This window comes from Kaistia sp. 32K, from assembly GCF_016629525.1.
In the GTDB taxonomy this organism is placed as follows: Bacteria; Pseudomonadota; Alphaproteobacteria; order Rhizobiales; family Kaistiaceae; genus Kaistia.
On record NZ_AP024269.1, the window covers coordinates 3,038,486 to 3,062,465 of the forward strand.

Annotated in this window: 20 protein-coding genes, 1 tRNA gene and 1 pseudogene; 12 read left to right on the forward strand and 10 right to left on the reverse strand. The window is 64.7% G+C overall.

The features are described 5' to 3' along the window. Window positions 1–225: 225 nt before the first annotated feature. The 6 genes and pseudogenes from K32_RS14090 (at window position 226) to K32_RS14115 (ending at window position 6,410) form a co-directional block, all read left to right on the forward strand. Window positions 226–1,191: a metal ABC transporter substrate-binding protein gene (locus K32_RS14090; protein WP_201400135.1), complete on the forward strand. Its 966-nt coding sequence runs from the start codon at window positions 226–228 to the stop codon at window positions 1,189–1,191. Next, the gene (locus K32_RS14095; protein WP_201400136.1) at window positions 1,188–2,051 is read left to right on the forward strand and encodes a manganese/iron ABC transporter ATP-binding protein; all 864 of its coding nucleotides are present in this window, start codon (window positions 1,188–1,190) and stop codon (window positions 2,049–2,051) included. Before K32_RS14090 ends, K32_RS14095 begins: the two co-directional genes overlap by 4 nt. After that, window positions 2,048–2,908: a metal ABC transporter permease gene (locus K32_RS14100; protein ID WP_305798437.1), complete on the forward strand. Its 861-nt coding sequence runs from the start codon at window positions 2,048–2,050 to the stop codon at window positions 2,906–2,908. The genes K32_RS14095 and K32_RS14100 overlap by 4 nt, the downstream gene beginning before the upstream one ends. Next, window positions 2,905–3,750, forward strand: coding sequence for a metal ABC transporter permease (locus K32_RS14105; protein ID WP_201400137.1), 846 nt, complete (start codon window positions 2,905–2,907; stop codon window positions 3,748–3,750). The genes K32_RS14100 and K32_RS14105 overlap by 4 nt, the downstream gene beginning before the upstream one ends. 166 nt (window positions 3,751–3,916) lie before the next feature. Next, window positions 3,917–4,959 (forward strand): annotated as a pseudogene (locus tag K32_RS14110) (patatin-like phospholipase family protein). A 2-nt stretch (window positions 4,960–4,961) separates the two neighbouring features. Beyond that, on the forward strand, window positions 4,962–6,410 hold the full coding sequence (locus tag K32_RS14115; RefSeq protein ID WP_201400138.1) for a GntP family permease: 1,449 nt from the start codon (window positions 4,962–4,964) through the stop codon (window positions 6,408–6,410). A gap of 115 nt (window positions 6,411–6,525) precedes the next feature. Here K32_RS14115 and K32_RS14120 read toward each other — a convergent pair whose 3' ends face one another. The 6 genes from K32_RS14120 to K32_RS14145 all read right to left on the reverse strand — a co-directional run bounded on the left by K32_RS14120 (window position 6,526) and on the right by K32_RS14145 (window position 13,671). Then, the gene (locus K32_RS14120) at window positions 6,526–7,419 is read right to left on the reverse strand and encodes a carbohydrate ABC transporter permease (protein ID WP_201400139.1); all 894 of its coding nucleotides are present in this window, start codon (window positions 7,417–7,419) and stop codon (window positions 6,526–6,528) included. A gap of 1 nt (window position 7,420) precedes the next feature. Beyond that, window positions 7,421–8,341 (reverse strand): carbohydrate ABC transporter permease, encoded by a 921-nt coding sequence (locus K32_RS14125; RefSeq protein WP_201400140.1) that lies wholly within the window; start codon window positions 8,339–8,341, stop codon window positions 7,421–7,423. A gap of 76 nt (window positions 8,342–8,417) precedes the next feature. Next, on the reverse strand, window positions 8,418–9,710 hold the full coding sequence (locus tag K32_RS14130) for an ABC transporter substrate-binding protein (RefSeq protein ID WP_244669507.1): 1,293 nt from the start codon (window positions 9,708–9,710) through the stop codon (window positions 8,418–8,420). Window positions 9,711–10,002: 292 nt separating this feature from the next. Further along, window positions 10,003–11,679, reverse strand: coding sequence for a murein L,D-transpeptidase (locus K32_RS14135; RefSeq protein WP_201400141.1), 1,677 nt, complete (start codon window positions 11,677–11,679; stop codon window positions 10,003–10,005). Beyond that, on the reverse strand, window positions 11,660–12,676 hold the full coding sequence (locus K32_RS14140; protein WP_244669509.1) for an amino acid ABC transporter substrate-binding protein: 1,017 nt from the start codon (window positions 12,674–12,676) through the stop codon (window positions 11,660–11,662). The genes K32_RS14135 and K32_RS14140 overlap by 20 nt, the downstream gene beginning before the upstream one ends. Before the next feature lie 161 nt (window positions 12,677–12,837). Continuing rightward, window positions 12,838–13,671 (reverse strand): class I SAM-dependent methyltransferase, encoded by an 834-nt coding sequence (locus K32_RS14145; RefSeq protein ID WP_201404499.1) that lies wholly within the window; start codon window positions 13,669–13,671, stop codon window positions 12,838–12,840. A gap of 481 nt (window positions 13,672–14,152) precedes the next feature. On the opposite strand from K32_RS14145, the gene K32_RS14150 reads away from it, so the two are divergent. The 4 genes from K32_RS14150 (at window position 14,153) to K32_RS14165 (ending at window position 18,044) form a co-directional block, all read left to right on the forward strand. Next, window positions 14,153–15,133, forward strand: coding sequence for an AraC family transcriptional regulator (locus K32_RS14150; RefSeq protein WP_201400142.1), 981 nt, complete (start codon window positions 14,153–14,155; stop codon window positions 15,131–15,133). Window positions 15,134–15,330: 197 nt separating this feature from the next. Further along, entirely contained in the window at window positions 15,331–16,233 is a 903-nt protein-coding gene (locus K32_RS14155; RefSeq protein WP_201400143.1) for a DUF6625 family protein, read from the forward strand. Window positions 16,234–16,395: 162 nt separating this feature from the next. Next, complete coding sequence (locus tag K32_RS14160; RefSeq protein ID WP_201400144.1) at window positions 16,396–17,190, forward strand: hypothetical protein; 795 nt, start codon at window positions 16,396–16,398, stop codon at window positions 17,188–17,190. 47 nt (window positions 17,191–17,237) lie between these two features. Then, entirely contained in the window at window positions 17,238–18,044 is an 807-nt protein-coding gene (locus tag K32_RS14165) for a glycosyltransferase family 25 protein (protein ID WP_201400145.1), read from the forward strand. 99 nt (window positions 18,045–18,143) lie between these two features. Here K32_RS14165 and K32_RS14170 read toward each other — a convergent pair whose 3' ends face one another. Next, entirely contained in the window at window positions 18,144–18,983 is an 840-nt protein-coding gene (locus tag K32_RS14170; RefSeq protein ID WP_201400146.1) for an AraC family transcriptional regulator, read from the reverse strand. 137 nt (window positions 18,984–19,120) lie between these two features. After that, window positions 19,121–19,966 (reverse strand): zinc-binding dehydrogenase, encoded by an 846-nt coding sequence (locus tag K32_RS14175; protein WP_201400147.1) that lies wholly within the window; start codon window positions 19,964–19,966, stop codon window positions 19,121–19,123. A gap of 206 nt (window positions 19,967–20,172) precedes the next feature. Between K32_RS14175 and K32_RS14180 the strand changes: the two genes are divergently transcribed. Continuing rightward, the gene (locus K32_RS14180) at window positions 20,173–20,562 is read left to right on the forward strand and encodes a helix-turn-helix domain-containing protein (RefSeq protein WP_201400148.1); all 390 of its coding nucleotides are present in this window, start codon (window positions 20,173–20,175) and stop codon (window positions 20,560–20,562) included. Between the two features lie 202 nt (window positions 20,563–20,764). Here K32_RS14180 and K32_RS14185 read toward each other — a convergent pair whose 3' ends face one another. Together K32_RS14185 and K32_RS14190 are read right to left on the reverse strand one after the other, a co-directional pair. Further along, on the reverse strand, window positions 20,765–21,646 hold the full coding sequence (locus tag K32_RS14185) for a hypothetical protein (RefSeq protein WP_201400149.1): 882 nt from the start codon (window positions 21,644–21,646) through the stop codon (window positions 20,765–20,767). A 194-nt stretch (window positions 21,647–21,840) separates the two neighbouring features. Beyond that, window positions 21,841–21,914 (reverse strand) — tRNA-Gln (locus K32_RS14190). A gap of 609 nt (window positions 21,915–22,523) precedes the next feature. Between K32_RS14190 and K32_RS14195 the strand changes: the two genes are divergently transcribed. Continuing rightward, window positions 22,524–23,129 carry a PE family protein gene (locus K32_RS14195; RefSeq protein WP_244669511.1) on the forward strand — a complete coding sequence of 202 codons (606 nt, stop codon included), beginning with the start codon at window positions 22,524–22,526 and terminating at the stop codon, window positions 23,127–23,129. Window positions 23,130–23,980: the final 851 nt, after the last annotated feature.

A 23,980-nucleotide genomic window follows, 5' to 3' on the forward strand; every position in this document is an offset into this window, starting at 1 on the left:
ACATTCCGGACCAGACACTCAGGCAGAGGCCCAGAACGGCACGCCGCCCTTCGATCCTGCATTCCGGGCCTCACTCCGGTCCCCTCACCCTCCTCGCCTCCCGCCATCACTCCCACCCCATGTCATCGCTACGTCATTCTTTTTGCGAATGAGTTGCAATTGCGCTTCTGCCGTGCAAACGTGACTGCGAATAATTCGCAATTGCAGCATCAGGAAATGGAAAACATGCTCGACCGCGTGCGTCGCCGCCTTCTCTTCGCCCTGTCCGGACTGCTCGTGGCAACCGCCCTCTCCTCGGCGGCGCTGCCGGGCCATGCATTCGCTGCCGAAGAGACCCGGGCCGCCGAAGGCCAAAAACCCTTCAAGGCGGTCACGACCTTCACCATCATCGCCGACATGGCCCAGAACGTCGCCGGCGATGCCGCGATCGTGGAATCCATCACCAAGCCGGGCGCCGAGATCCATAATTACCAGCCGACGCCGGGCGACATCGTGAAGGCGCAGGACGCGCAGCTGATCCTCTGGAACGGGCTCGGCCTCGAACTCTGGTTCGAGAAATTCTTCGCCAATCTCGACGGTGTGCCGCAGGCGACGATCTCGGCCGGCGTCGAGCCGATGGGCATTTCGGAAGGGCCCTATTCCGGCAAGCCCAACCCGCATGCCTGGATGTCGCCCACCGCGGCGCGTCTCTACGTCGACAACATCCGCGACGCCTTCGTGAAATACGACCCGGCCAACGCCGAGACCTACAAGGCGAATGCCGAGGCCTACAAGGCGAAGATCGACGCCACGGTCGCGCCAATCCGCGACGCGCTCGCCGCCATTCCGGAAGAGAAGCGCTGGCTCGTTTCGAGCGAAGGCGCGTTCTCGTATCTCGCGCGCGATTTCGGCCTGAAGGAGCTCTATCTCTGGCCGATCAACGCCGACCAGCAGGGCACGCCGAAGCAGGTGCGCAAGGTCATCGACGCGGTGCGCGCCAACAAGATCCCCGTCGTCTTCAGCGAAAGCACGATCTCGGCCAATCCGGCCAAGCAGGTGGCGCGCGAGACCGGCGCTGCCTATGGCGGCGTGCTCTATGTCGACAGCCTCAGCGAGGCGGACGGCCCGGTGCCGACCTATCTCGATCTCTTGCGCGTCACCTCCGAGACGATCGCCAACGGCATCGTCGAAAACCCGGTACTCGGCGAATGAACGCGCCCCTTCCCTCCCGTTCGGCGCTCGCCGCCGGCATCGCGGTCGCAGGCGCGACGGTCACCTATCGCAACGGCCACACGGCGCTGCGCGACGCCAGCTTCTCCATCCCGACCGGCACGATCACGGCGCTGGTCGGCGTCAACGGCAGCGGCAAGTCCACGCTCTTCAAGGCGATCATGGGCTTCGTCCGCGTCTCGCGCGGCTCGATCACCATCCTCGGCCAGCCGGTCGAGAAGGCGCTCCGGCAGAACCTCGTCGCCTATGTGCCGCAGAGCGAGGACGTCGACTGGAACTTTCCGGTCCTCGTCGAGGACGTCGTGATGATGGGGCGTTACGGCCACATGGGCATGATGCGCCTCGCCAAGGCGCGCGACCACGAAGCGGTCGCCGACGCGCTGGAACGGGTCGGCATGAGCGCGATGCGCAAGCGCCAGATCGGCGAGCTTTCCGGAGGCCAGCGGAAGCGCGTCTTCCTCGCCCGCGCGCTGGCGCAGGACGGCCGCGTCATCCTGCTCGACGAACCCTTCACCGGCGTCGACGTGCAGACCGAAGCGGCGATCATCGAACTGCTGCGGGGCCTGCGCGACGAGGGCCGCGTCATGCTGGTCTCGACCCACAATCTCGGCAGCGTACCGGAATTCTGCGATCGCGCCGTGCTTTTGAACCGCACCGTGCTCGCCCATGGCCCGACGCGCGAGACGTTTACCCGCGCCAATCTGGAAAAGACCTTCGGCGGCGTGCTGCGCCATGTCGTGCTCGACGCCGACCTCGCCGGCGGGTCGATCGACATCCTGACCGACGACGAGAGCCCGCTGCTGCTCCAGCCCGTCGGCGAGCGGCTGGAGGCGCAACCGTGATCGCGACCCTCCTCGAGCCGTTCGCCTATGGCTACATGCTGAACGCCATGTGGGTCAGCGCCTTGGTCGGCGGCGTCTGCGCCTTCCTCTCCGCCTATCTGATGCTGAAGGGCTGGTCGCTGATCGGCGACGCGCTTTCGCATTCGATCGTGCCGGGCGTCGCCGGCGCCTACATGCTGGGCCTGCCGTTCTCGATCGGCGCCTTTTTCTCCGGCGGCCTCGCCGCCGCCGCCATGCTGTTCCTCAACCAGCGCACCAAGCTGAAGGAAGACGCCATCATCGGGCTGATCTTCACCGGCTTCTTCGGCCTCGGCCTGTTCATGGTGTCGTTGTCGCCGACATCAGTGAACATCCAGACCATCGTGCTCGGCAACATCCTCGCCATCACGCCGGAGGACACGCTGCAGCTCGCCATCATCGGCTTCGTCTCGCTGGCGATCCTGATGGTGAAGTGGAAGGACCTGATGGTCACCTTCTTCGACGAGAGTCACGCCCGCTCGATCGGCCTCAACCCGACCTTCCTGAAGATCCTGTTCTTCACCCTGCTCTCGGCCTGCACCGTCGCGGCGCTGCAGACGGTCGGCGCCTTCCTGGTCATCGCCATGGTGGTGACGCCGGGGGCCACCGCCTATCTGCTCACCGACCGCTTCCCGCGCCTGCTCGCGATCAGCGTCGCCGTCGGCGCCGTGACCAGTTTCGTCGGCGCCTATGCGAGCTATTTCCTCGACGGCGCGACGGGCGGCATCATCGTCGTGCTGCAGACGCTGATCTTCCTCTTGGCTTTCCTCCTCGCCCCCAAGCACGGCCTGCTCGCCGCCCGCCGCCGCGCGGCGGAAGCCCTGGAAACGGCATCATGATCGACACGCTGCTGCAACCCCTCCAGTTCGCGTTCATGCAGAACGCGCTCATCATCTCGGCCCTCGTCGCAGTGCCGACGGCGCTGCTCTCCTGCTATCTCGTGCTGAAGGGCTGGTCGCTGATGGGCGACGCCATCTCGCATGCCGTGCTGCCCGGCGTCGTCGTCGCCTATATCGTCGGAGCGCCGCTTGCCGTCGGCGCCTTCGTCGCCGGCATGGGCTGTGCGCTCGCCAGCGGCTATCTGAAGGCGAACAGCCGCATCAAGCAGGATACGGTGATGGGCATCGTGTTCTCCGGCATGTTCGGCCTCGGCATCGTGCTCTACACAAAGATCGAGACCGACGTTCACTTGGACCACATCCTGTTCGGCGACATGCTCGGCGTGGGCTGGCGGGACATTCTCGAGAGCGGGCTGATCGCGCTTCTCATCACCGGCATCCTCGCGGTCAAGTGGCGCGACCTGCTGCTGCATGCCTTCGATCCGATCCAGGCGCGCGTCGTCGGTCTCCGGGTCAACTGGCTGCACTACGGCCTGCTGGCGATCCTGTCGCTCGCCATCGTCGGCGCGCTGAAGGCGGTCGGCATCATCCTCGCCATCGCCATGCTGGTCTCGCCCGGCGCCATCGCCTTCCTGCTGACGAAGAAGTTCAGCGCCATGCTGCTCTTGGCAACCGCGATCGCCGTCATCGCCTCGCTCGGCGGCGTCTATCTGAGCTTCTTCCTCGACAGCGCCCCGGCCCCGACCATCGTCCTGCTGCTGACGGCCGCCTTCGTCGTCGCCTTTATCGTCTCCACCCGCCGCGCTGCCCGCATCGAGATGGAGGCGACCCGCCCCTCCTGACCCCTCTTCCCCGCGGCATGCCTCTTGCAACGACAAATTGAAGCGTCTCACAACGGTGATCTTGGGACGCTAGGTTCACGTCGGGGAACGCTGTGCTCTTGGCAGTTCGCGTGTCTCTGATATTGGCAAGGGATGGGCGATCCGCCCGCGCACCGGGGGAACGGACATGCCATCAGCCATTTCGGACAGGCAGGCCTCGGAGCCGCGCCAGATCGACCTCGCCCTGCAGGGTGGCGGCGCGCACGGCGCCTTCACCTGGGGCGTTCTCGACCGGCTGCTCGAGGAGCCCTGGCTGAAGATCGAGGCGGTCTCGGGCACCTCGGCCGGCGCCATGAACGCCGTCGTCATGACCTCCGGCTGGACGCTTGGCGGCGCCGATGGCGCCCGCGCCGCGCTGCACGATTTCTGGGAGCGCGTCGCCAAGGCCGGCACGATGAGCCCGCTGCAGCGCAGCCCGCTCGACAAGATCATGGGTAACTGGTCGCTCGACGGTTCGCCCGCCTTCCTCACCATGGATCTGATGGCGAGGATGTTCTCGCCCTATGACCTGAACCCCATGGGCTACAATCCGCTGACCGACATCCTGGCCGAGAGCGTCGATTTCGATCGCCTCGCCAAGGCGCCGATCAAGATCTTCGTCACGGCGACGAATGTCCGCACCGGACGCGGCCGCATCTTCCGCAACAAGGAGATCACGCCCGACGTCCTGCTCGCCTCCGCCTGCCTGCCGACCATGTTCCAGGCGGTCGAAATCGACGGCGATCCCTATTGGGACGGCGGCTATGTCGGCAACCCGACGATCACGCCGCTGATCCGCGAGAGCGACGCGCTCGATACGATTCTCGTCCAGATCAACCCGCGCGAACGGCCGGGCACGCCGCGCACGGCGTCAGAAATCCTGAACCGGCTCAACGAGATATCGTTCAACGCTGCCCTGATGAAGGAACTGCGCATGATCGCGCTATGCGCGAGATGGCGACGCCGGCGACACCCGAAGGCGCGCGCTGGGCCGGCATGCGCACCCATCGGATCATGACCGATCTGATGACCGATCTCGGCCATTCCTCCAAGCTCAACGCCGAATGGGCCTTCCTCACCATGCTGCGCGACGAGGGCCGGCGCGCGGCGACGGAATTCCTCGACGACCATGGCGACGATATCGGCGAGCGCTCCAGCGCCGATATCGACGTCCTGCTGCAGGAGTGCTGAGCATGGGACTGCTTGGCATCGTCCTCGGCCTCGCGCTCCTCGTCGGCCTCGCCTTCCGCGGCTGGACCGTGCTGCTGCTCGCGCCGCTCGCCGCCCTCGTCGCGGCGCTGTTCTCCGGTGAACCGCTGCTCGCCCACTGGACGCAGACCTTCATGGGAAGCGCCGCGCAGTTCCTGGCGCAGTTCTTCCCGCTCTTCCTGCTCGGCGCGCTGTTCGGCAAGCTGATGGAGGACAGCGGCTCGGTGACGGTCATCGCCGACGCGATGATCAAGAGGCTCGGCGAGGGTCGCGCCGTGCTCGCCGTGGTGCTCGCCGGCGCCATCGTCACCTTCGGCGGCGTCAGCCTGTTCGTCGCCTTCTTCGTGCTGGCGCCGATGGCGGGGCAGGTCTTCCGCGTCGCGAATGTACCCCGCCGGCTGATGCCAGCGGCGATCGCGCTCGGCACCTCGACCTTCACCATGTCGGCCTTCCCAGGCACGCCCTCGATCCAGAACGCCATCCCGATGCCGTTCTTCGGCACCACGCCCTTTGCCGCCCCCGGCCTCGGCATCATCGCCTCGATCATCATGCTGGTCTTCGGCATGGCCTGGCTCGGCCGGGTCGAGACGGCAGCGCGAAAAGCCGGCGAAGGCTTTGGCGGCACGACGACGGTCGACACCGCCAACAAGGAGGACGGCCTGCGCGAACGGGCGGCCGCAGCGCACGAGTTCGACACCGCCGAGCTTTCGCGCGGCGAGCGGAGCGCCGCGGCGCCGTCGCTCTTCCTCGCGGCGCTGCCGCTCGTCGTCGTCATTCTCGTCAACATGACGATGTCGCTGGAGATCCTGCCGCGTCTCGACCTCGCCTTCCTGGCCGAGCCCCGCTTCGGCGAGACCTCGCTCGCCGGCGTCGGCGGCGTCTGGGCGGTGATCACCGCGCTCGCCAGCGCCATCGTCGTCGCGCTGGCGATCAATTTCCGCCGCCTTCCGGCGGTGCGGGCCACCATCGACGCCGGCGCCAACGCCTCCGTGCTGCCGGTACTCAGCGTCGCGAGCCTCGTCGGCTTCGGCGCGGTGGTGGCGGCGATGCCGGCCTTCCAGGTCGTCAGCGACTGGGTGCTCGGCATCGGCGGCGGACCGCTCGTCTCGCTTGCCGCCGCGACCAACATCCTCGCCGCCCTGACCGGCTCGGCCTCCGGCGGCCTCACCATCGCGCTCGACGCGCTCGGCCCGACCTATCTGGAGCGCGCCGCCGCCATCGGCATGGACCCGGCCCTGCTCCACCGCGTCGCCGTGATGGCGTCCGGCACGCTCGACAGCCTGCCGCACAACGGCGCGGTGGTGACGCTGCTCGCCGTCTGCGGCGTCAGCCATCGCGAGGGCTATCGCGACATCGTCATGGTCGGCATCGTCGGCGCGATGATCGCCCTCGTCGCGGTCATCCTGCTCGGCGGCCTGTTCGGCTCGTTCTGAAGGGCGGCCGGCGCTAGATCATTTCCTCGTTTCGCGGAAACGAAGAAATGATCTAGCCCTTTGTCCAATCGCGTTTTCTTCACGCGAACCGGCATCCACTTCGCTCGAAAACGCGCTACTTGATGGCGCCGACCGTGATGCCGCGCATCAGGCTGCGCTGAAAGACGAGGAAGAACAGCACCGTCGGCACGATGCCGAGCAGCGCCGCGGCGGCGCTCGTGGTGGGATCGCTGGTGTATTGCCCCCGCAGCGTTCCCATCGCGACCGAGACCGTCTGGTTGTCGTTCGAGATCAATAGCACCAGCGGCAGCAGGAACTCGTTCCAGGTCCAGATGAAGAAGAAGGTGCCGAGCACCATCAGCGTCGGGCGCAGCACCGGCATGACGACATGCCAGAGCACCTGGAACTTGTTGGCGCCGTCCATCTGCGCCGCCTCGATGATCTCGCGCGGGAACGCCGTCATCACTGCCGACAGCAGATAGGTGCCGAAGGCGCTCTGCAGCACGGCGAAGACGATGATGACAGACGTCTTGGTGTCGTAGAGGCCGACCGACTTGAACAGGTAGTAGATCGGATAGACGAGCGATTCCTGCGGCACCATCACGCCCATCAGGAACAGCACCAGGATCCAGTTGCGGCCGCGGATCTTGCCGATGCCGATGGCGTAGGCGTTGAGCAAGCTGAGCGCCACGGCGACGATGGCGACGACGCCGCTGATCAACGCGCTGTTGAAGAGCTTGCGGCCGAAATCGACGCCGGCCCAGAAGGTGAACAGCGCCGAGAGATCGAAGCTGCGCGGCAGGCCGAGCGGCCCGTTGGCGCCATAGTCGGTCGGCGATTTGACGGCGTTCATCGCCGCCAGCAAGAACGGGAACAGCGTCAGCGCCACGGCGGTGACGAGGAGCGCCAGGATCCACCAGCGCGTGGCGCCGCCGGCGTGGCGAGGACCGAGATCGGTCTCGGAATTCTTGGCGCGCGAACGTGTCACGGCGATCGAGCTTTCGGCCATTTCAGCGCTCCCCTTCCGTCTGACGCGCCTGGACGCGCAGGAAGACGAGGCCGAGCACCAGCGTGATCAGCATCTGCACGGACGAGATCGCCGCGCCGTAGCCGACGCGGTTGGTGGTGAAGAAGTGGTAGTAGGCGAAATAGGACGGCACGTTGGTGGCGTTGTCAGGCCCGCCCGAGGTCAGCACATAGACCGGCGCGAACACCTTCAGCGCCGCGATCGTCGTGGTCAGCCCGACGACGAAGATCTCCGGCTTCAGCATCGGAATGGTGATGTGGCGGAAGCGCGAGAGCCAGGGCGCGCCGTCGAGCTCGGCCGCCTCGTAGAGCGAGGGGTCGACGCGGGCGAGGCCCGACATGAAGACGACCAGCGCGTAGCCGACCTGCAGCCACACCATCACCGCCATGACGGAGAGCAGCGCGGTACTGGGATCGCCGAGCCAGTTATGGGCCAGCGCGCCGAGGCCGACCGCTTTAAGAACCTCGTTCAACACGCCGATCGGACTCAGGATCCAGCCCCAGAGCACGCCGGCGACGGCGATCGGCAGGATCTGCGGCAGGTAGAAGCCGGCGCGCAGCCAGCTCGAGATCTTCCCGCCGAAGCGCGGCGCGACATAGTCGTAGAGCACGGCGGCCAGGAACAGGCCGAGCGCGGTCGGGATCGCCGCCATGGCGATGACGGCGGCGATGCTGTGCTGGAAGGCGGCCCAGAACGTGCCGTCGCGGATCAGCCGGGCGTAGTTGTCGATGCCGATGAAGGTCGGCATGCCGATGCCCTTCCAGCGCGTGAAGCTGATGCCGAGATTCATCAGAAAGGGCAGCAGCACCACCAGCGCGAAGCCGATCAGGCCCGGGATCAGGAAGAGCGCATAACCGCTCTCGCTGACATGCCGGTCCTTCGCCGCGTGAGACGTCGAGGCCATCCGCGATCATTTCCTATTGCAGGGATCCAAATGCGCCACCCGGCGCGAGGCCGGGTGGCAAGGCAGGGAAGCGGCGTCAGTTCGCCTCTTCATAGGCCTCGTTGTAGGGGCCGGCGATCGCCTCGATGAACGCCTCCGGCGTCAGCGAGCCGCCGATCAGCGCCTGCGTCTTCTGCATCAGGAGGTTGTAGTAGCCCGGCGCCGGCCAATCCGGATAGAAGCCGAGGCCGTCGCGGTCGGACAGCGTCTTGAAGCCGGAGGTCAGCATGTTGCCGACGGGATCGGTGACGTCGGAGGGATCGGCCGCCACCGGCACGCCGCCGGAATTGCCGAGCAGCGCCTGGTTCGCCTTGGTCAGCGTCAGGTCGATGAACTCATAGGCGAGTTCCTTGTTCTTGCCGTTCTTCGGCACGACCCAGATGTTGCCGGTCGAGCCGGCCGAGATGTTCTTGCCGGGGAACAGGAAGTGGCCCCACTCGAAGCCATCGATCTTCGACTTGAACTCGCCCGCGAACCAGGTTCCCGAGATGATCATCGGCGCCTTGCCGGCCATGAACAGATTGGCCATGTCCTGCGCCTTGAGGCCGGTCGCGTCCTTCGAGACGTAGCCCTTCTGGACCCATTCCTGCAGCTTCTGCGCGCCGTAGAGATAGGGCGCGGTGTCGAGCGGCGCCTTCAGGCCCTGGTAGTTGGCGACCCACTCCGGATCGGCCTTGATCAGCGCCAGCTCGTAGAGCAGGTGCTGCGCCGGATAATCGTTGGCGGCTTCCGCGATCGGCGTGATCCCCTTGGCGACGAAGGCGTCGAGCACGGTCTCGAATTCCTCGAACGTCGTCGGGACCTCGAGGTTGTTCGCCTTGAACAGGTCCTTGTTGTAGTAGACCGTGACGAACTCGCCGTAATCGGGCACGCCGATCAGCGGCCCGCCGCCGAAAATGCCGCGATCGTCATAGCGGCCGAGCGCCTGCTGGCCCTCGGTCAGGATCTTGTCCCAGCCGCGCTCCTTGGCGACATCGGTGAGGTCGGTCAAAAGCCCCTGCGACGCGGCGAGGCCGGCGATCGCGTTGCCCTTGTTGTATTCCATGAGGTCCGGCGCCTCGTTGGAATTCAGCATCAGGCTGCCGGCCTTCTCGATCTGGTCCCAGCTCTTCTGCTCGAAGGCGATGGTCAGGTCCGGATGCTTCGCCTTGAACTCCTCGATGGCCTGGTTCCAGGCGATCGCCATCGCGCTTTCCGGCGCCTCGTACCACCAGATCTTGAAGACCTTTGAGTCCTGGGCGCTGGCCGCGCCCATCCCCATGCCCATGCCAAAGCCGGCCAGCGCCAGGCTGACGCCCAGCGCGGCCGAAAGCTTCTTCAATCCGTTCACGTGCGGTCTCCTCCCGTCACACCCGGTTGCCCCGGGCCATTCGCATCGAAGCGGCCGCCGTCGCCCGGTTTTCCTCCCACGGGCAACGACGGTCGTGATCTCCAGCGATCAGCTTAGGAAGGGCTCCGAACCCTGTCCATCGCGGAACAACGGTTCGTACGGGTTCCGAATTAGACCATGCACAGTTATGCGCGCAGGGGCCTCGCCGCTTCGTCAACGCCAACGGTTTCGGGGACTTGCCGACGGGCCCTCGCCGGGCGGCAGCGGGATCACCGGCGCAGGCGGGCTGCTATCACCAGGCGAGCGCCTTGCCGTCGAGGGCTGCCAGCAGCTTGGCGTCCTGGTTGTAGATGTCCTTGCGGAAATTGACACCGTCCTCGTCGACCCAGGCGGTCAGATAGGTGAGATGGATCGGCAGCGGCTGGTTGAGCTTGACGACGGTGTTCTTCTCCGTCGCCACCACGCTGTTGATCCGGTCCATGTTCCAGCCGGAGACGCCGCCGGCGATCAGCACCTGCTGGGCCAGTTCCAGCGGCTTGCTGACGCGGATGCAGCCATGGCTGAAGGCCCGCTCGCTGCGCGCGAACAGGCTGCGCGACGGCGTATCGTGCAGATAGACATTGTGCTCGTTCGGGAACATGAACTTGACGCGGCCGAGCGCGTTCTTCGGTCCCGGCTGCTGGCGCAGCTGGAACGGGAAGTTGCCGGGCCCGTAATTCGACCAGTTGATCGAGCGGAGGTCGTAGACGTCCTTGCCGCGCACGGCCTCGAAACCCTGCGCCGACAGGCCGCCCGGGTTGCTGCGCAGCTTGCCCAGCTCCTCCTTGACGGCGATGCCGGACGGCACGGTCCAGTAGGGGTTCAGCTCGATATAGCGGACCTGATCGCTGAACACCGGCGTGCGGCTGTAGGGCTTGCCGACGACGACCGACATGCGCTGCTCGGTTTCGCCGGCCTTGACCCGGCGCAGCTCGAAGCCGGCGATGTTGACCATCAGATATTGCTCGCCGAGATCGCGCGGCATCCAGCGCCAGCGCTCCATCGCCAGCTCGATTTCCTGGATGCGATCCTCGATCGGCACGTTCATCGCGACCAGCGCCGCCGGCCCGACGACGCCATCGACATCGAGCCCGTGGCGGGCCTGGAAGCGCTTGACCGCCGCCACCAGCTCGGCGTCGTAGGTCTCCGCCGCGCCGGCCGCCGGCGACGGATCGGCGCCATCGGTCGCCGACAGACGCTCGCGGATCGCCACGACGCGCGGATCGGTCATGCCGGGCTTCAGCGTGGCCCCGAGCGGAACGAGGTCCCAGCCCCCTTCCGCTTCCAGCTCGCGATATTGGGCGAGCGCGCCCCGGAGCGCGGCGTAGTAGCTGCTGGCCGGCTGCCAGGCGTCGAAGAAATCGATGAGGTCGTCGGCCTTGGCGACCGCCTGCAGCGCCGCCGCCTGGTCGAAGGTCCGCGCCTTCAGGAAGAAGTTGGGATCGACCTTGCTCGGCAGGAAGCGCCCCACCGAAAGGTCGGCCGAATATTCGAGGAAGGCGGCGGAGAAGAACAGTTCGGCCAGCGCCAGGCCACGCACGTCCTCGGCGTCGGTGTTCTGCATCAGCGACATCAGCTGCCGCGTCGGATAATCGTCCGGCCGCAGGCCATCGGCGGCGGCATCGTTCAGGATCGCCACCAGCGCCTCGGCGCGATCGTCCCGGAGCCAGAGCAGCTCGCCGGCCTGCTCCTCGTAATAGGCGCGCAGGACGTCGCGGCGCTGCTGGATCGGCAGTGGCAGCCGCTTTTCGCGGGCCAGAAGGTCGATCGCGTTGATGCGGATGACGGCGAGGTTGCGCTGCGCCTCCTTGACGGTGGCGGCCTCCGCGCCGGGGGCCGAAGGCAGCGCGGCGGCGAGCGCGAGAAAGAGACCGGCGCAGAGCCGGAGACCGAACTGACGCAGGAACGGGCTACTGCATGGGCGGCGCATAGAGAATTCCGCCTTGTGTCCAGAGGGCGTTGATACCGCGCGAAAGCTGCATCGGCGTCTCCTCGCCGAGATTGCGCTCGAAGATCTCGCCGGAATTGCCGACGCCGCCGATCACCTTGGCGAGCCAGTCGTCGGAAAGGCCGAGCGTCGGCCCGGTCAGCGCGCCGAGCCGGGCCGCTTCCTGCGCCTTGTCGCCGGCGACCGAGGTGGAGGTGAGCCCGGTTTCCTCGCCGTCGATCAGGCCGAACAGCACCCAGCGCACGAGATTGACCCATTTCGGATCGTCGTCGCGCACCACGGGACCGAGCGGCTCCTTCGAGATGACGTCCTTGAGGATGGTGTGGTCTTCCGGCTTCGGCAGATCGGCGCGCTCGGCCGCCAGCGCCGAGCGATCGGCGGTGTAAGCATCGCACTGGCCGTCGGCATAGGCCTTTCGCGCGTCCTGCCGCTCGGCGAAGGGAAGGAACGAGACCTTGAGCCCTGCCCGCGCGAAATAGGCGGCCGCGTTGTCCTGCGTCGTCGTTTCGTCCAGGACGCAGATCGTCGCCCCGTTCAGCTGCAGCGGGCTGGTGGCGCCATAGATCGACGGCACCATGAAACCCTGACCGTCGAAATAGCTGACGCCGACGAATTCGAGATTCTGGCCGGCGTCGCGCGAAAACGTCCAGGTGCTGTTGCGGGACAGGAGGTCGATCTTGCCGTCGGCGAGCGCCTTGAAGCGATCGGTCGCCGAGAGCGGCACATAGTCGACCTTCGTCGCGTCGCCGGTGATCGCCAGCGCCACGGCCTTGCAGAAATCGACGTCGAAGCCGCGCCAGGCGCCAGTCTCGTCCTTCTCGGAGAACCCGCCGAGCCCCTCGCTGACGCCGCAGACGAGCTTGCCCCGCGCCTTGACGTCCTCGAGCGTGCCGGCCCGAGCGCCGGCCGTGGCGGCGAGGAGCATCAGCGAGCAGGCCGTGGCGCGCGCCACCCGGCGCGCAGCGGAATTGGATGTCATGATGGCCCCGTCCGGGTCGTTTCGTATCGTCAGTCGCGCCATGATTGCATCGACGGCGGCCGCCAACAAGTCCGGCCGGGCCGGGGGCAAGCCGGCAAAGGAAAAGGCGCCGCCGCGACTGTGCCGTCGCGACGACGCCTTTTAACCGGCAGGGATCCCGCTCAGCCTCGCGTGATCACCATCTCCAGATATTCGGAGGGCACCACCAGCGTGCCGTCCTCCGCCTTGTTGAAACGCCCGATCAGCGCGGCGATATCATCGGCCAGCGCCTTCTGGCCCATGTCGTCAAGCGCGCCGAATGCCTTCAGCGTCGGGCCGTAGTAGCGGCGGAAGATATCGAGGAAATGCGCCGCCGAGCGGTAGCGGAAGGTGAACATCCGCGTCTCCATGGCGATGGCGCGCGCGCCTTCGCCGAACATCTCGTCGATCCGCGCCCGCATACCCCAGAGCGCCGGGGATTTCGCGCCCGGCGGCGGCGCCACATGCGTGCCGATCACCTTGAACATCTGGCCGATGAAGCCATCCGGCGTCCAGTTGGCCATGCCGATCTTGCCGCCCGGGCGGCAGACGCGGAGCATCTCGGCGGCGGCGCGGTCATGATCGGCGGTGAACATCACGCCGAAGGTCGACATCACCGCGTCGAACGCGCCGTCCTGGAACGGCAGGTCCTCGGCGTCGGCATGGCGGAAGGTCACGGCGAGGCCCTCCGCGTCCGCCCGCTTGCGGCCGAGCACCAGCAGCGCGTCGACATAATCGGTGGAAGTGACCTCGCACCAGCGCCGCGCCGCGGCGAGCGTCGCATTGCCGTTGCCGGCGGCGACGTCGAGGACGCTCTGGCCCGAGCGCAGGTCCATCGCCTCCGCCAGCCTTTCGCCGACGATCTGCAGCGTGGTGCCGACGACGGCATAGTCGCCGGCCGACCAGGTCGCCTGCTGGCGCGCCTTCAGGACGGCGAGATCGGGGGCGGCCGCCATGGCGGCGGTCATGGTACTCATCTGGGTCGGATCGCTTCCGAGAGTGGTCATGGTCATGCTGGTCTCCTGGACGGTTGCGCGCCGCGAACGGCGCAGGGGTCGAGAGCTCGCGCGGCCCCCATCGGCGGCCGCGGCATGCATTTCCGAAGCGTGGCAGTTCCCTTGGGGCTTTTCCCTCGGGGTCGCGTGAGCGCGACCGCGTCTGGCGCGTGTCGCGGGCATCGGGCGCCGGGCTCCACCTGGCGAAGGGTCCACGCGTTGCCGGTCGGGGATGATTGCGGCACGGCGCCTTCGATGCGGGCCATGACGTAACGGAATTCGATGTCCGGCAAAATGATCGAGCCGCCGGATTTATTGCCCGAGCGTCCAGACCTGCTATCTTTCAAGGGAAACGTCCGGAGCGCCGCCGCGCTCGCATGCGCACTCGCCGCCCCGACGTTCCCATGCCCGCGACGGACAAGGCACACTGGCGAAAACGGGTGCGGCCGAAGGAACGGCAACCATGGGTACGGATGTCTTGTCGGACGTATTGTCCGCCGTGCACCTGACCGGCGCGGTCTTCTTCGACGTCAGCGCCCGCTCGCCCTGGGTGGCCGAAGCGCCGCCGATGCAGAAGATCGCGCGGGACGTCGCGCCGGGATCGCAGCATACGATCGAATATCACGTGGTGACGCGCGGCTCGTGCTGGATCTCGATCGTCGATCGCGGCGATTTCGAGCCGGTCGAGCTCTGCGAGGGCGACATCGCCGTGATGCCGCATGGCGATCCCCATGCGCTGTCGAGCGGGCCCGGCATGCGCGCGGAGCCGGAATGGAGCGTCTTCAACCGGCCGCGGGACGACAATCTCCTGCCCTTCCGCCTCAATTCCGGCAGCGATGGGCCGGCCGATACCCGCCTGGTCTGCGGCTTCTTCAGCTGCGACGCGCGGCCGTTCAACCCGCTGCTCGCCTCGCTGCCGCGCTTCATGCGGCTCGGCCGCGCCACCAACACGCCGGAAGGCCTGCTCGACCAGTTCATCCGCCTCGCCACCGCCGAGGCCGGCAACAAGCGCGCCGGCAGCCAGAGCATTTTGAACCGGCTGTCGGAGCTGATGTTCGTCGAAGTCATCCGCCAGCACATGGACCAGCTCGCCACCGACAATACCGGCTGGCTGGCGGGCTTGCGCGATCCGCTGGTCGGGCGGGCGCTGGCGCGGCTGCACGCGGAGCCGGCGCGCGGCTGGACGCTGGAGGACCTCGCCGCCGAGGCCGGCGCCTCGCGCTCGGCGCTGGCCGAACGCTTCACCCAGCTCGTCGGCTATCCGCCGATCCAGTATCTGACGCAATGGCGCATGCAGATCGCCGCCCGCCGCCTGGCCGAGCGCGGCACCAAGGTCGCCGCCGTGGCGCGCGAGGTCGGCTACGATTCCGAAGCCGCCTTCAGCCGCGCCTTCAAGAAATTCGTCGGCCAGTCGCCGAGTGAGTGGAGGTCGGCGGCGGGGTGAGGGATCGGCGACGCGGCCCGAGACGTCGATCGATGGCCCTGGCGGGCGCGAACGAACAGAATCGAATATTCCTGGGTAGAGAAGAATGGAGCGCTGTATTGCACTCGACGGCCAGCCGCCGAGCCAGCAGATAGACGCTGTCAATCAAATGGGGCGAGCCATCAGCGATTTCCCCTGGGCAAGGAAGAGTGCGAGCGTTGAAGCCGCTAATACTGATTTCACCTTGGTTCGGGCCATGGCCGGCCTGGATCAACTTCTTCATTGAATCCTGCAAACTGAATCCCGAAGTCGATTGGCTGATTCCGACGGATCAGCCCGCGCCAGAGAACACGGCCGAGAACGTAAGGTTCAAGACGTCGTCATTCGATGCGTTCAAGAAGAAGGCCGGGGCCGCGCTGGGACTCGATCTGAGCCAGATGAGCCCCTACAAGCTCTGCGACCTGAAGCCCTGCCTGGGGTTCATCCATCAAGATGAGCTGAAGGGGTACAGATCCTTCGGCTTCTGCGACATAGACGTCATTTTCGGCGACATTCGAGCCGTCTACAACGACCAGCTCCTGGCCAGGTTCGACGCGATTTCGGCTCTCGACGATCGAGTGGCCGGACATCTTTCCGTGTTTCGGAACACCCGCCGAATGCGGGAATACTTTACCCGGATAGAGTCCTGGCAAGACCACCTTCGCAACCGCGATTACGTCGGCATCGACGAGGACCACTTCGCCAGGGTCCTGCGAATGCCCAGGAAGTTCCGTTTTCTTCGACGACTGCTGGGTCCCAGATCCTTGTTCGTGAACCGCTATGCCACACCGGGCGGAAGCGAGTTTTGGCCCGATGGGCAATTGGGCCCCTCCAACTGGAGCTGGCAGCGAGGCAGACTTCGCCATGAACGGGGCGGGGAAGACTCCGTGTACCTGCACGTCATGTTCTGGCACTCGAACCGCTGGCGACCGCCGGAGAGCGGCCTCGCTCCCTGGTTGGAGCTGGACCACATCGTCCAATGCGACTGGCGCGAAGCCGCATCGAAGGGGTTCACAATATCGCCGCAAGGCATCCAGATTCTGCCAGCGGCGGATGATCGCGACGAACCGCGACCTCAATAACGGGCCCGCTGCAACCAACTACGCAGGCGGCGATCCATCGCCCTGCCCTTATTCACAGCCTCAACGCTGAGCAACTTTTCACGGACGTTGTGGCTCGCGCCCAGGATGAGTAGAACGCCCGTCTGAGGCACGGTTGAAGTCCGTGTGTTGGGGAATTGAAAGTTGCATCTGCCGGTTATCAACGCGCTCTGGATCGGCCCCAGCCTGGGCCCAATGCATGCGGCCTGCCTTCACTCTTTCCAGCGCGCCGGGCACCGCGTTCGCCTGCACGTCTACGAAGACGTGGCCGGCGTTCCGAAGGGCATCGAACTGTCGGACGGCAACGATATCCTGCCCCGGTCGAGCCTTGTACGGCATACCGCGACGGGAAGTTACGCGATCGCGTCCGATCTGTTTCGATATGAATTGCTCGCAGCGGATCTTGGCGTTTACGCGGACTGCGACTGCTACTGCATCAGGCCGATCGAGGACGCCGAATACATCATGGGCTGGGAGGATGGCGCGCATATCTGCAGCGCGCTGCTCCGGATGCCGGCCGATTCCGAGTTGCTGCGCGAGCTGCGGTCGATCGGCAAGGCAAAGGCATTCATTCCGCCTTGGTTCGACAAGCGCCGAAAGCGCCGGCTCAGGATGCGCGCGCTTCTCGGTGCGCCGGTGCAGATTGCCGACATGCCTTGGGGGACGGTCGGACCCGTGGCCCTCACCTACTATGCGCGGAAACACTCCGTCGACGTGCATGTTCTCGCGGCGGACATCCTCTATGGCCTGGCGCCGAGCCGCGCCAATCTGCTGCTCGACCCAGGACTGAAGATGGAAGACTTCCTGACCCCTCGGACGAAGGTCGTTCATCTCTGGAACGAACATCTGCGGCATCTCTGCAAGACGCCGCCGGCCGGCTCGCCCCTGGAGGCGTTGGTCAATGAAGGAAAGCAGCTGCAGGCTCGTCAAGCGAGCTGAGCACACGGCCCGATATCCTCTGCAGAGACTTTCCATTGAAAGCACTGATGATCAATCTCGCGGAGTCGCGAGAGCGTCTCGACTGGATGAGCGGCCAATTCGCGCGCATCGGGGTACGCTTTGAACGAGTGGACGCCATCAACGGGCGAGCCCTTTCACGCAAAGAGTTGCTTCAGCACACCCGAACGAGAGCGGACGGCGTTGAATGGGCCGCGTCGGAAGTGGGCTGCCTGCTCAGCCACCGACAATGCTGGAAGATGATCGCGGAAGGCGAAGACGCCTTTGGTGCCATCTTCGAAGATGACCTGCACCTGGACATGGAAGTCGGGCAATTGCTGTCGAGCGCCGACTGGATCCCTCGGGGCGTGCATCTCGTCAAACTGGAAGCCCCTCACCTCCCCCGCTACCAGGGCAGCGCGGAGAATGCCGGCGTTCGCCACCGCCTCTTCAAGGTCGATGCCCCATGGAACGCCACCGGCGCGTACGTGATTTCCAGGGAACTCGCGGGGAGGATCGCGAACACTCCCGGCTTCGCCTCCCCGGTCGACCAGTTCCTGTTCGACAACGCCTTGGCCGGACGCTTCTCCGTTGCATATGAAGTTCGCCCCGGTATCTGCATCCAGGCGTCGGAGTTGCTGGAAGATGCAGGCGCCCTTCGGAGTATCATCGAGAGCGACCGGCTGCCGTTGAGGCCGGCGGCAGTCTCCCGCACCAAGCGCCGACGAAGCCAGCCTGTCAGGGTGGCGCTTGAGCTGCTCCGTCCCTTCAAGCGCCTGGCACGGCGGATCGAGAAGCAAAGGCGCCTGAGAAAAGCGCCGGTCATCAAGATCCCAAAGCTTCCAACGAAGATCTAGTGGCCTGAACGAAGGCCGCCGCTTTGTGTTACCGTCGCCCAGTCGGCGCGCAAGCGCGGGGCGGCACGGCATGACGAACGGCTCTGGCAGCCACTGGCCTCATGCCTCGGCTTTGACCGGGATCCAGATCTCGACCTCTCCCGAGCCGCTGACGGGGTCGAACCGCTCGTCGTAGAGCTCGAAATCCGGCGCGCATGCGGCCTCGTGCCCGGATTCCGGCAGGGCCTTGTTCCAGATCGTGTAGACCGTGCGCCCGATCGTGGAGATATGGCCCCGGTGGACGAACACCAGATAGCGCCGGGCCGGGATGCGGATAGAGGTCAATTCGGCCGGGATATCGGAAGTCTCGGGCACCTCGACACCGCATGTATAGTCGAAGTTGCCCGCGCCATCGCCGTTGCTGCAGACACCGTAGCTGGTCCAGCCCACCTGCCCGGGAATACTGCCGATATAGGGTATGAAGCGCTGCCAGAGCGCGGGTATGCCCTGGTTCGTCTCGAAGCTGAAGCGATCGGACAGTCCCGCGATCCGCAAATCGCCACGGTCCTCGACACGCGGAGACCAGAGTTCAACGAACAGGGATTGGTCCATTCGGATGGGCTCCAGAAGTTCGAGGTTGCCGAGATGGCGTTGGGCGCGCACCTGCTCGGGCGTGAGGCCGAACTGATCGCGAAAGGCCCGGGAGAACGCTTCGTGCGAGCCATAGGCCGCGTCGAGCGCCACCGTCAGGATATCGGGCGCCCCATCGGACAGCGCCCGCGCCGCCTCGGAGAGGCGACGCCGACGCAGATATCCCATGACAGTGTGTCCGGTTGCGGTTCCGAAGGCGCGCGACAGGTTGAAGCGGGAAACGCCGCTCGCTTCGGCGATCTCGCCCAGCGTGATCGTCTTCTCGTAGTGGCACTCCATGTACCAAAGAGCTTTCCCGACCGGATCCATGCGCCCTCCCTGACCCCGCCAATCCTATGGTCGATTCGGAGTGGCTCCACTTGATCGCCGTTGCGACTGCCGCGCCAGCCGATCGGTTGGCGCGACCTTGCCGGTCGCGCCTTTCCACTCGCGCCTGGAATCCAGACCTACGCCGGGGTCTTGAGCGTCAGGACTGCCTTGCCTGCCAGTGTCCCCTGCTGAATCGCCTTGAGGATCTCGGCGGTCTGGCTCCAGTCCTCGATCCGGGAGACATGCGGGTTCAGCACCCCTGTCGCCACGAGTTCGAGGAGTTCATGAAGGTCGGCGGAGAGGTCGCCTTCGACCTCGTTGTAGACAAAGTGCTTGAGGGTGAAGCTCGACCGGTCCGGGAAGAAGCTGAAGAAATCGATCTGCACCGGCTGACCGCTGGCGGCGCCGAACCACAGCACCAGCCCCTTGCGAACCAGTTTCGAGAGCGCCTTCGTCAGCACCGGTCCGCCGATCGATTCCAGGATGATATCGAACGGCTCCAGCTCGCCGTCGAGCGTATGGATGACTTTGGCGCCGCGCTGCTCGAGCAGCTCGGTCTTTTCGCCCGAACGGGCGAGCGCCGTGACGGAGGCGCCCGCGTTCAGGGCGAGTTCGACGGCGAAGTGACCGACGCCACCGGTTGCGCCGGTGATCAGCACGCGTTGCCCCGCCTTGATCCTGGCCTCGCGTACGAGGCGCAGCGCCACCAATCCGGCGAGAGGCAGCGCGGCGGCGACAGCGGAACCGACACCGGGCGGGACGACGACCGAGAGCTCGGGCCTGGCGATCGCAAATTCGGCGCCGCCGCCGCCCTGCGGGGCATGGACCATCACGCGGTCTCCGACGGCCGGGCCGGCGCCATCGCGAGGCGGTTCAACGACCTTACCGACGAAATCGATGCCGACGCGCCACTGAGAATTGGGCGCGGCCAGCCACAAGAAGTCGGGCCGATTAAGAGAAAACGCCTCGACCTCGACAAGCATTTCGTCGCTCTTTGGAGACGGGACGGCAACTTTAGCCAATTCCACCAAGCTATCGGCATTACCATTTGCCACTAAAGCACGCATAACAACTTCCTTTGATTGCACAATTCGCCAGGTGATCGGATTTTTCCTGCGGCTCTATTGGCAAACATAGGAGAGCTGGTTTCTTCTGGAAAGAAGGCACCTCAAAGTGCTACTGTTTCCTCATGGAAACCAAGAGCAAAACCAACGAAACGGCGTCTTCGATCGACAGCAAGGACCGCGCCTTGGCGCGGGAAATGATCGACCGGATCGGGGACAAATGGACCCTGCTCATCATCGCCACGCTCGGCGAGCGGGAGCAGATGCGGTTCACGGAACTGCTGGATGGGATCGAGGGCATCAGCCAGAAGATGCTGACCAAGACCCTGCGGCAGCTGGAGCGCGATGGCCTGCTGAGCCGCAAGGTCTACCCTGTCATTCCCCCCAAGGTGGAGTACCGGCTGACGCCGCTCGGCCGCAGCCTGCTGGCGCTGGTCACCGGCATCTGCACTTGGGTAAGCAGCCACCTGCCTGAAATCGAAAACGCCAGACGCGAATTCGCCCTGAGCGAGTGACCCGGCGGACAGTGTTCGTCAGCCTCGCTGACCTCACTGCAGACGACCCGGTCCACGCCACATATATTGAGGAACGGCTTTCTTGGAGCTGCTCGCCGGGTGACGACAAGGCTGACTGGCGTTAACAGCCTCATACCGCCGCGCTAGACGGCAGAGGTCCGCCGCTCACCACGGCGGGTCTCTGTGGAGCATCGATCGGAGTTTAGTCTACCCTTTCCGCATCGCGGGTACGGCTCGGCATCAATAACACGCTAATGCGATTGTCAAACCACCTTCGCGCCATAGAAGGTGACTCGAAATATTTAAATAGATCCATATTTGCAACAGCATTTCCAAACGCATCTTCGGCGTTTAGTTTACTTAAATCTCCCCCAAGATTACTTCTGACGTAGTAATCGGCCCATTTTTCAAATTCAGAGGACAAAACTCGATTGGCCCTAACACCACCACTCGAGATATTTACATTCGGGAGAGACGTGGCTCTGCGAACCCTAGCGAGGTCCACCTGCATCTCTGACATCATCTGTAGAAGAGCTTGATCGACCGAGCCCGACGCCTCCGACAACCCGGACACGTTGAATTTCCCGAAATTATGCAAAAACATCGAATATCCGTCAGAATTTAGACTGGCCTGATAAGTGGCCTCGATCTTCTTCGCCAAGATCTCCTTAAAATTGACGATCCGCCCAAACCTCAAGTCACGCGGGTAAGTTAAATGCTCGATTATTCCCGTATCAAATGAATAATCAGTCACGTCATCCTTGATGATAACAGTAGCCTTGTCGAAGGCAAGTCTAATGCCCAACTCAAACATAACATTTGGATTTTTGCAGCTCACATCACAAACGATGATATCGCTATCATACAAATTTTGAACGATGCGACGCTGTATGAACCCAGTATCGTCAGCATCGCTGACCAAGACGGCGTTAAACTTAAAGGACGATACTGACGATACCGCCTCTATCAGTATATTCTTCACATCCAGCCAGTGATCCGCCGAACAGCCATCAATGGCCGATATTGGCATCACCAAACCGCATTTTAGCTCAGATTTTTCAGCGACCTGCCCCTTATTTGCCATTCACACCCCTCCCATCAACACACCGATTGAGACCAGGTTGCAGACGCAAAAAAATACAAGCAAAAGATGCGAAAGTCGCCACGACCATGCCCGCAGCAGCAACCCGCCTAGCAAACAGAAAACCTTTACGGTCGAGGCCCGTTTTCAGGACGCCAAACTCGTATTGCAGCCAATTCTACTGAATTTTGAAAAAGTGGCTGGGGAACCTGGATTCGAACCAAGACTAACGGAGTCAGAGTCCGTCGTTCTACCGTTAAACTATTCCCCAACTAAGCCGTTGAGATAACTCACACAAAAGGCCGGACTTCACTGTCCGGCGGGAGAGTTTCTTCAACTGGCCGCGCCGTGGGTGTGGAGATAGGCTGTTTCGGCATGGGGGTCAAGCGCCTCTTTCGGCAATTCACAGGCCTCGGCCGCACTGCCGTTTGACACGCGGGAATTGCCCTTGCCGGGCGCCGCCCCGCGCAGGATGCCGGAACCGCGGCGCCCCGAGGCGGCACGCCGATCCCTGTCGGCGCGCGGGCATCCTTCGCCGCCGGTGTCGGCGATCCGGATCTCGGGCGGCGCGACGGCGGGTGCGCCGGCTCATCAACATCCCGTGAAAAGCGGTGTCGGGTGCGTAAAATCGGCCTTCGCCGACGGCGTCGGACTCACGGTCGAAAACGCAAAATCCCTCCCGCGCCGTGGCAGCCGATCGCTGTAATCATTTCAAAATTCATTACAATTTACGGATATCAGCTCGCCGACCTAAACGTCGGCCACCGTAGCAACCGCGAGAGCCTTCGCAAAACCCTGACATATCCATCCATTGACCCGATGCAACCATAACGACACCTTCCTGATCATCTTGGGGATTCTTCAGGTAAGGCGCACGAAAATGACCCTCAAATACATAGTCTTTGCGGCAGCCGCGGGTTTTGTTAGCGCCAATTACGTAGCCGATCCCGGCATGATCTCGACGGCGAGCGCACAACCCCGCCTCGGATGCTCTCAGCCGATCCTTTTCGAGATGCTGAAGACATCGGGCTGCGCGTCATACTCATCGAGCGGCAGCGGCGGCGGATCCAGCCTGCCGTTCGGCCTGACGCGAGCCGTCTCCGGCGGCACCAATCAGGGCCCCGGCACCAATGGCGGCGGCAATAATGGCGGCGGCAACAACGGCGGTGGCAACAACGGCGGTGGCAACAACGGCGGTGGCGGCAACACCGGCGGCGGTGGCGATACCGGCCATCATTCCGGCGGCGGCGGCGACACCGGCAGTCACCCCGGCGGTGGTGGTGACACGGGCAGCCATCCCGGCAGCGGCGATGGGGGCAGCGGCTCCGGCGGCAGCGAAGGCGGCGGCAGCTCCGGCGGTGGTACCGAGGGCAGCAATAGCGGCGGCAGCAGCGGCGGCGGTGACAGCGGCAGCCACACGGGCAGTGAAGGCGGCGGCAGCAGTGGCAGCAGCGGCGGCGAAGGTGGCGGCGGCCGGGGCGGCTGAGACGCCCTCATCCGGCAAGGCGGAGGCCAGGCCGGGACGACGGCAAGTGCAGGAATGAGCCAAGGCGACCGAGATCGCCGGCAGAGTTCGCCTGTGCCCGGCGCAAGGGAACGGCGGCCTGAGAGCAGGCCGCCGTTTCCGCATGCCACAGCCCTCACCGCTTCTACTCAACCAATTCAAAGGCGCCCGCGGCAGTCGCGCAGCCCTCGGTTTCCATAGTCCTGAGGTGTCCGGCACATAGCGTTTGGGTACCGCCGATCCACACGTGCCCTCACCTGGGCAGAACTGGAAGGCTTGGAGAGATTGCAGCGGCGTCCGCGGCGCCGTCTCAGCTTTTGCATGTCGACCCAAATGCACGATGCAGGCGGAGGCGATCGACGGGTCGCCGGGATCGTACGAATCCTCCTTCGACGCATTGCGGTTCGTAGACAAAGTCTGGCGCAATCCGCCTCGGGGCGTTCCCTGGACCCTCCTTCGAGGCCCGGCTTCGCCGGGCACCTCAGGATGATGGTCGAGTTCTGGAATGCAGTCCGGGATCTGGCTGTTGCGTGAAATTCGCGTGTAGATAGCGCCATTCAAACAATACCGGCCCGACACTCAGGATAATGGCCGAGGTGATCGATCGGCCTGGAGGGCTCTGGCCCAGCACGACCGCTTTGCGTGCTTCGAGACGGCCCTTCGGGCCTCCTCAGCATGTTGAAGGTGGTGTTGTGCTACGGCCTCCTTAGAGCGTCGGCGCTTCGGACGAACGGGCCCTGCTCGCGGACATCGCAGCCTCCTGTCCGCTGCCTCCCGACCAGTCCATCGCACCGCTCCTACCTCCCCGGCCCTGTCTTCGCCTCTTGCCTTCC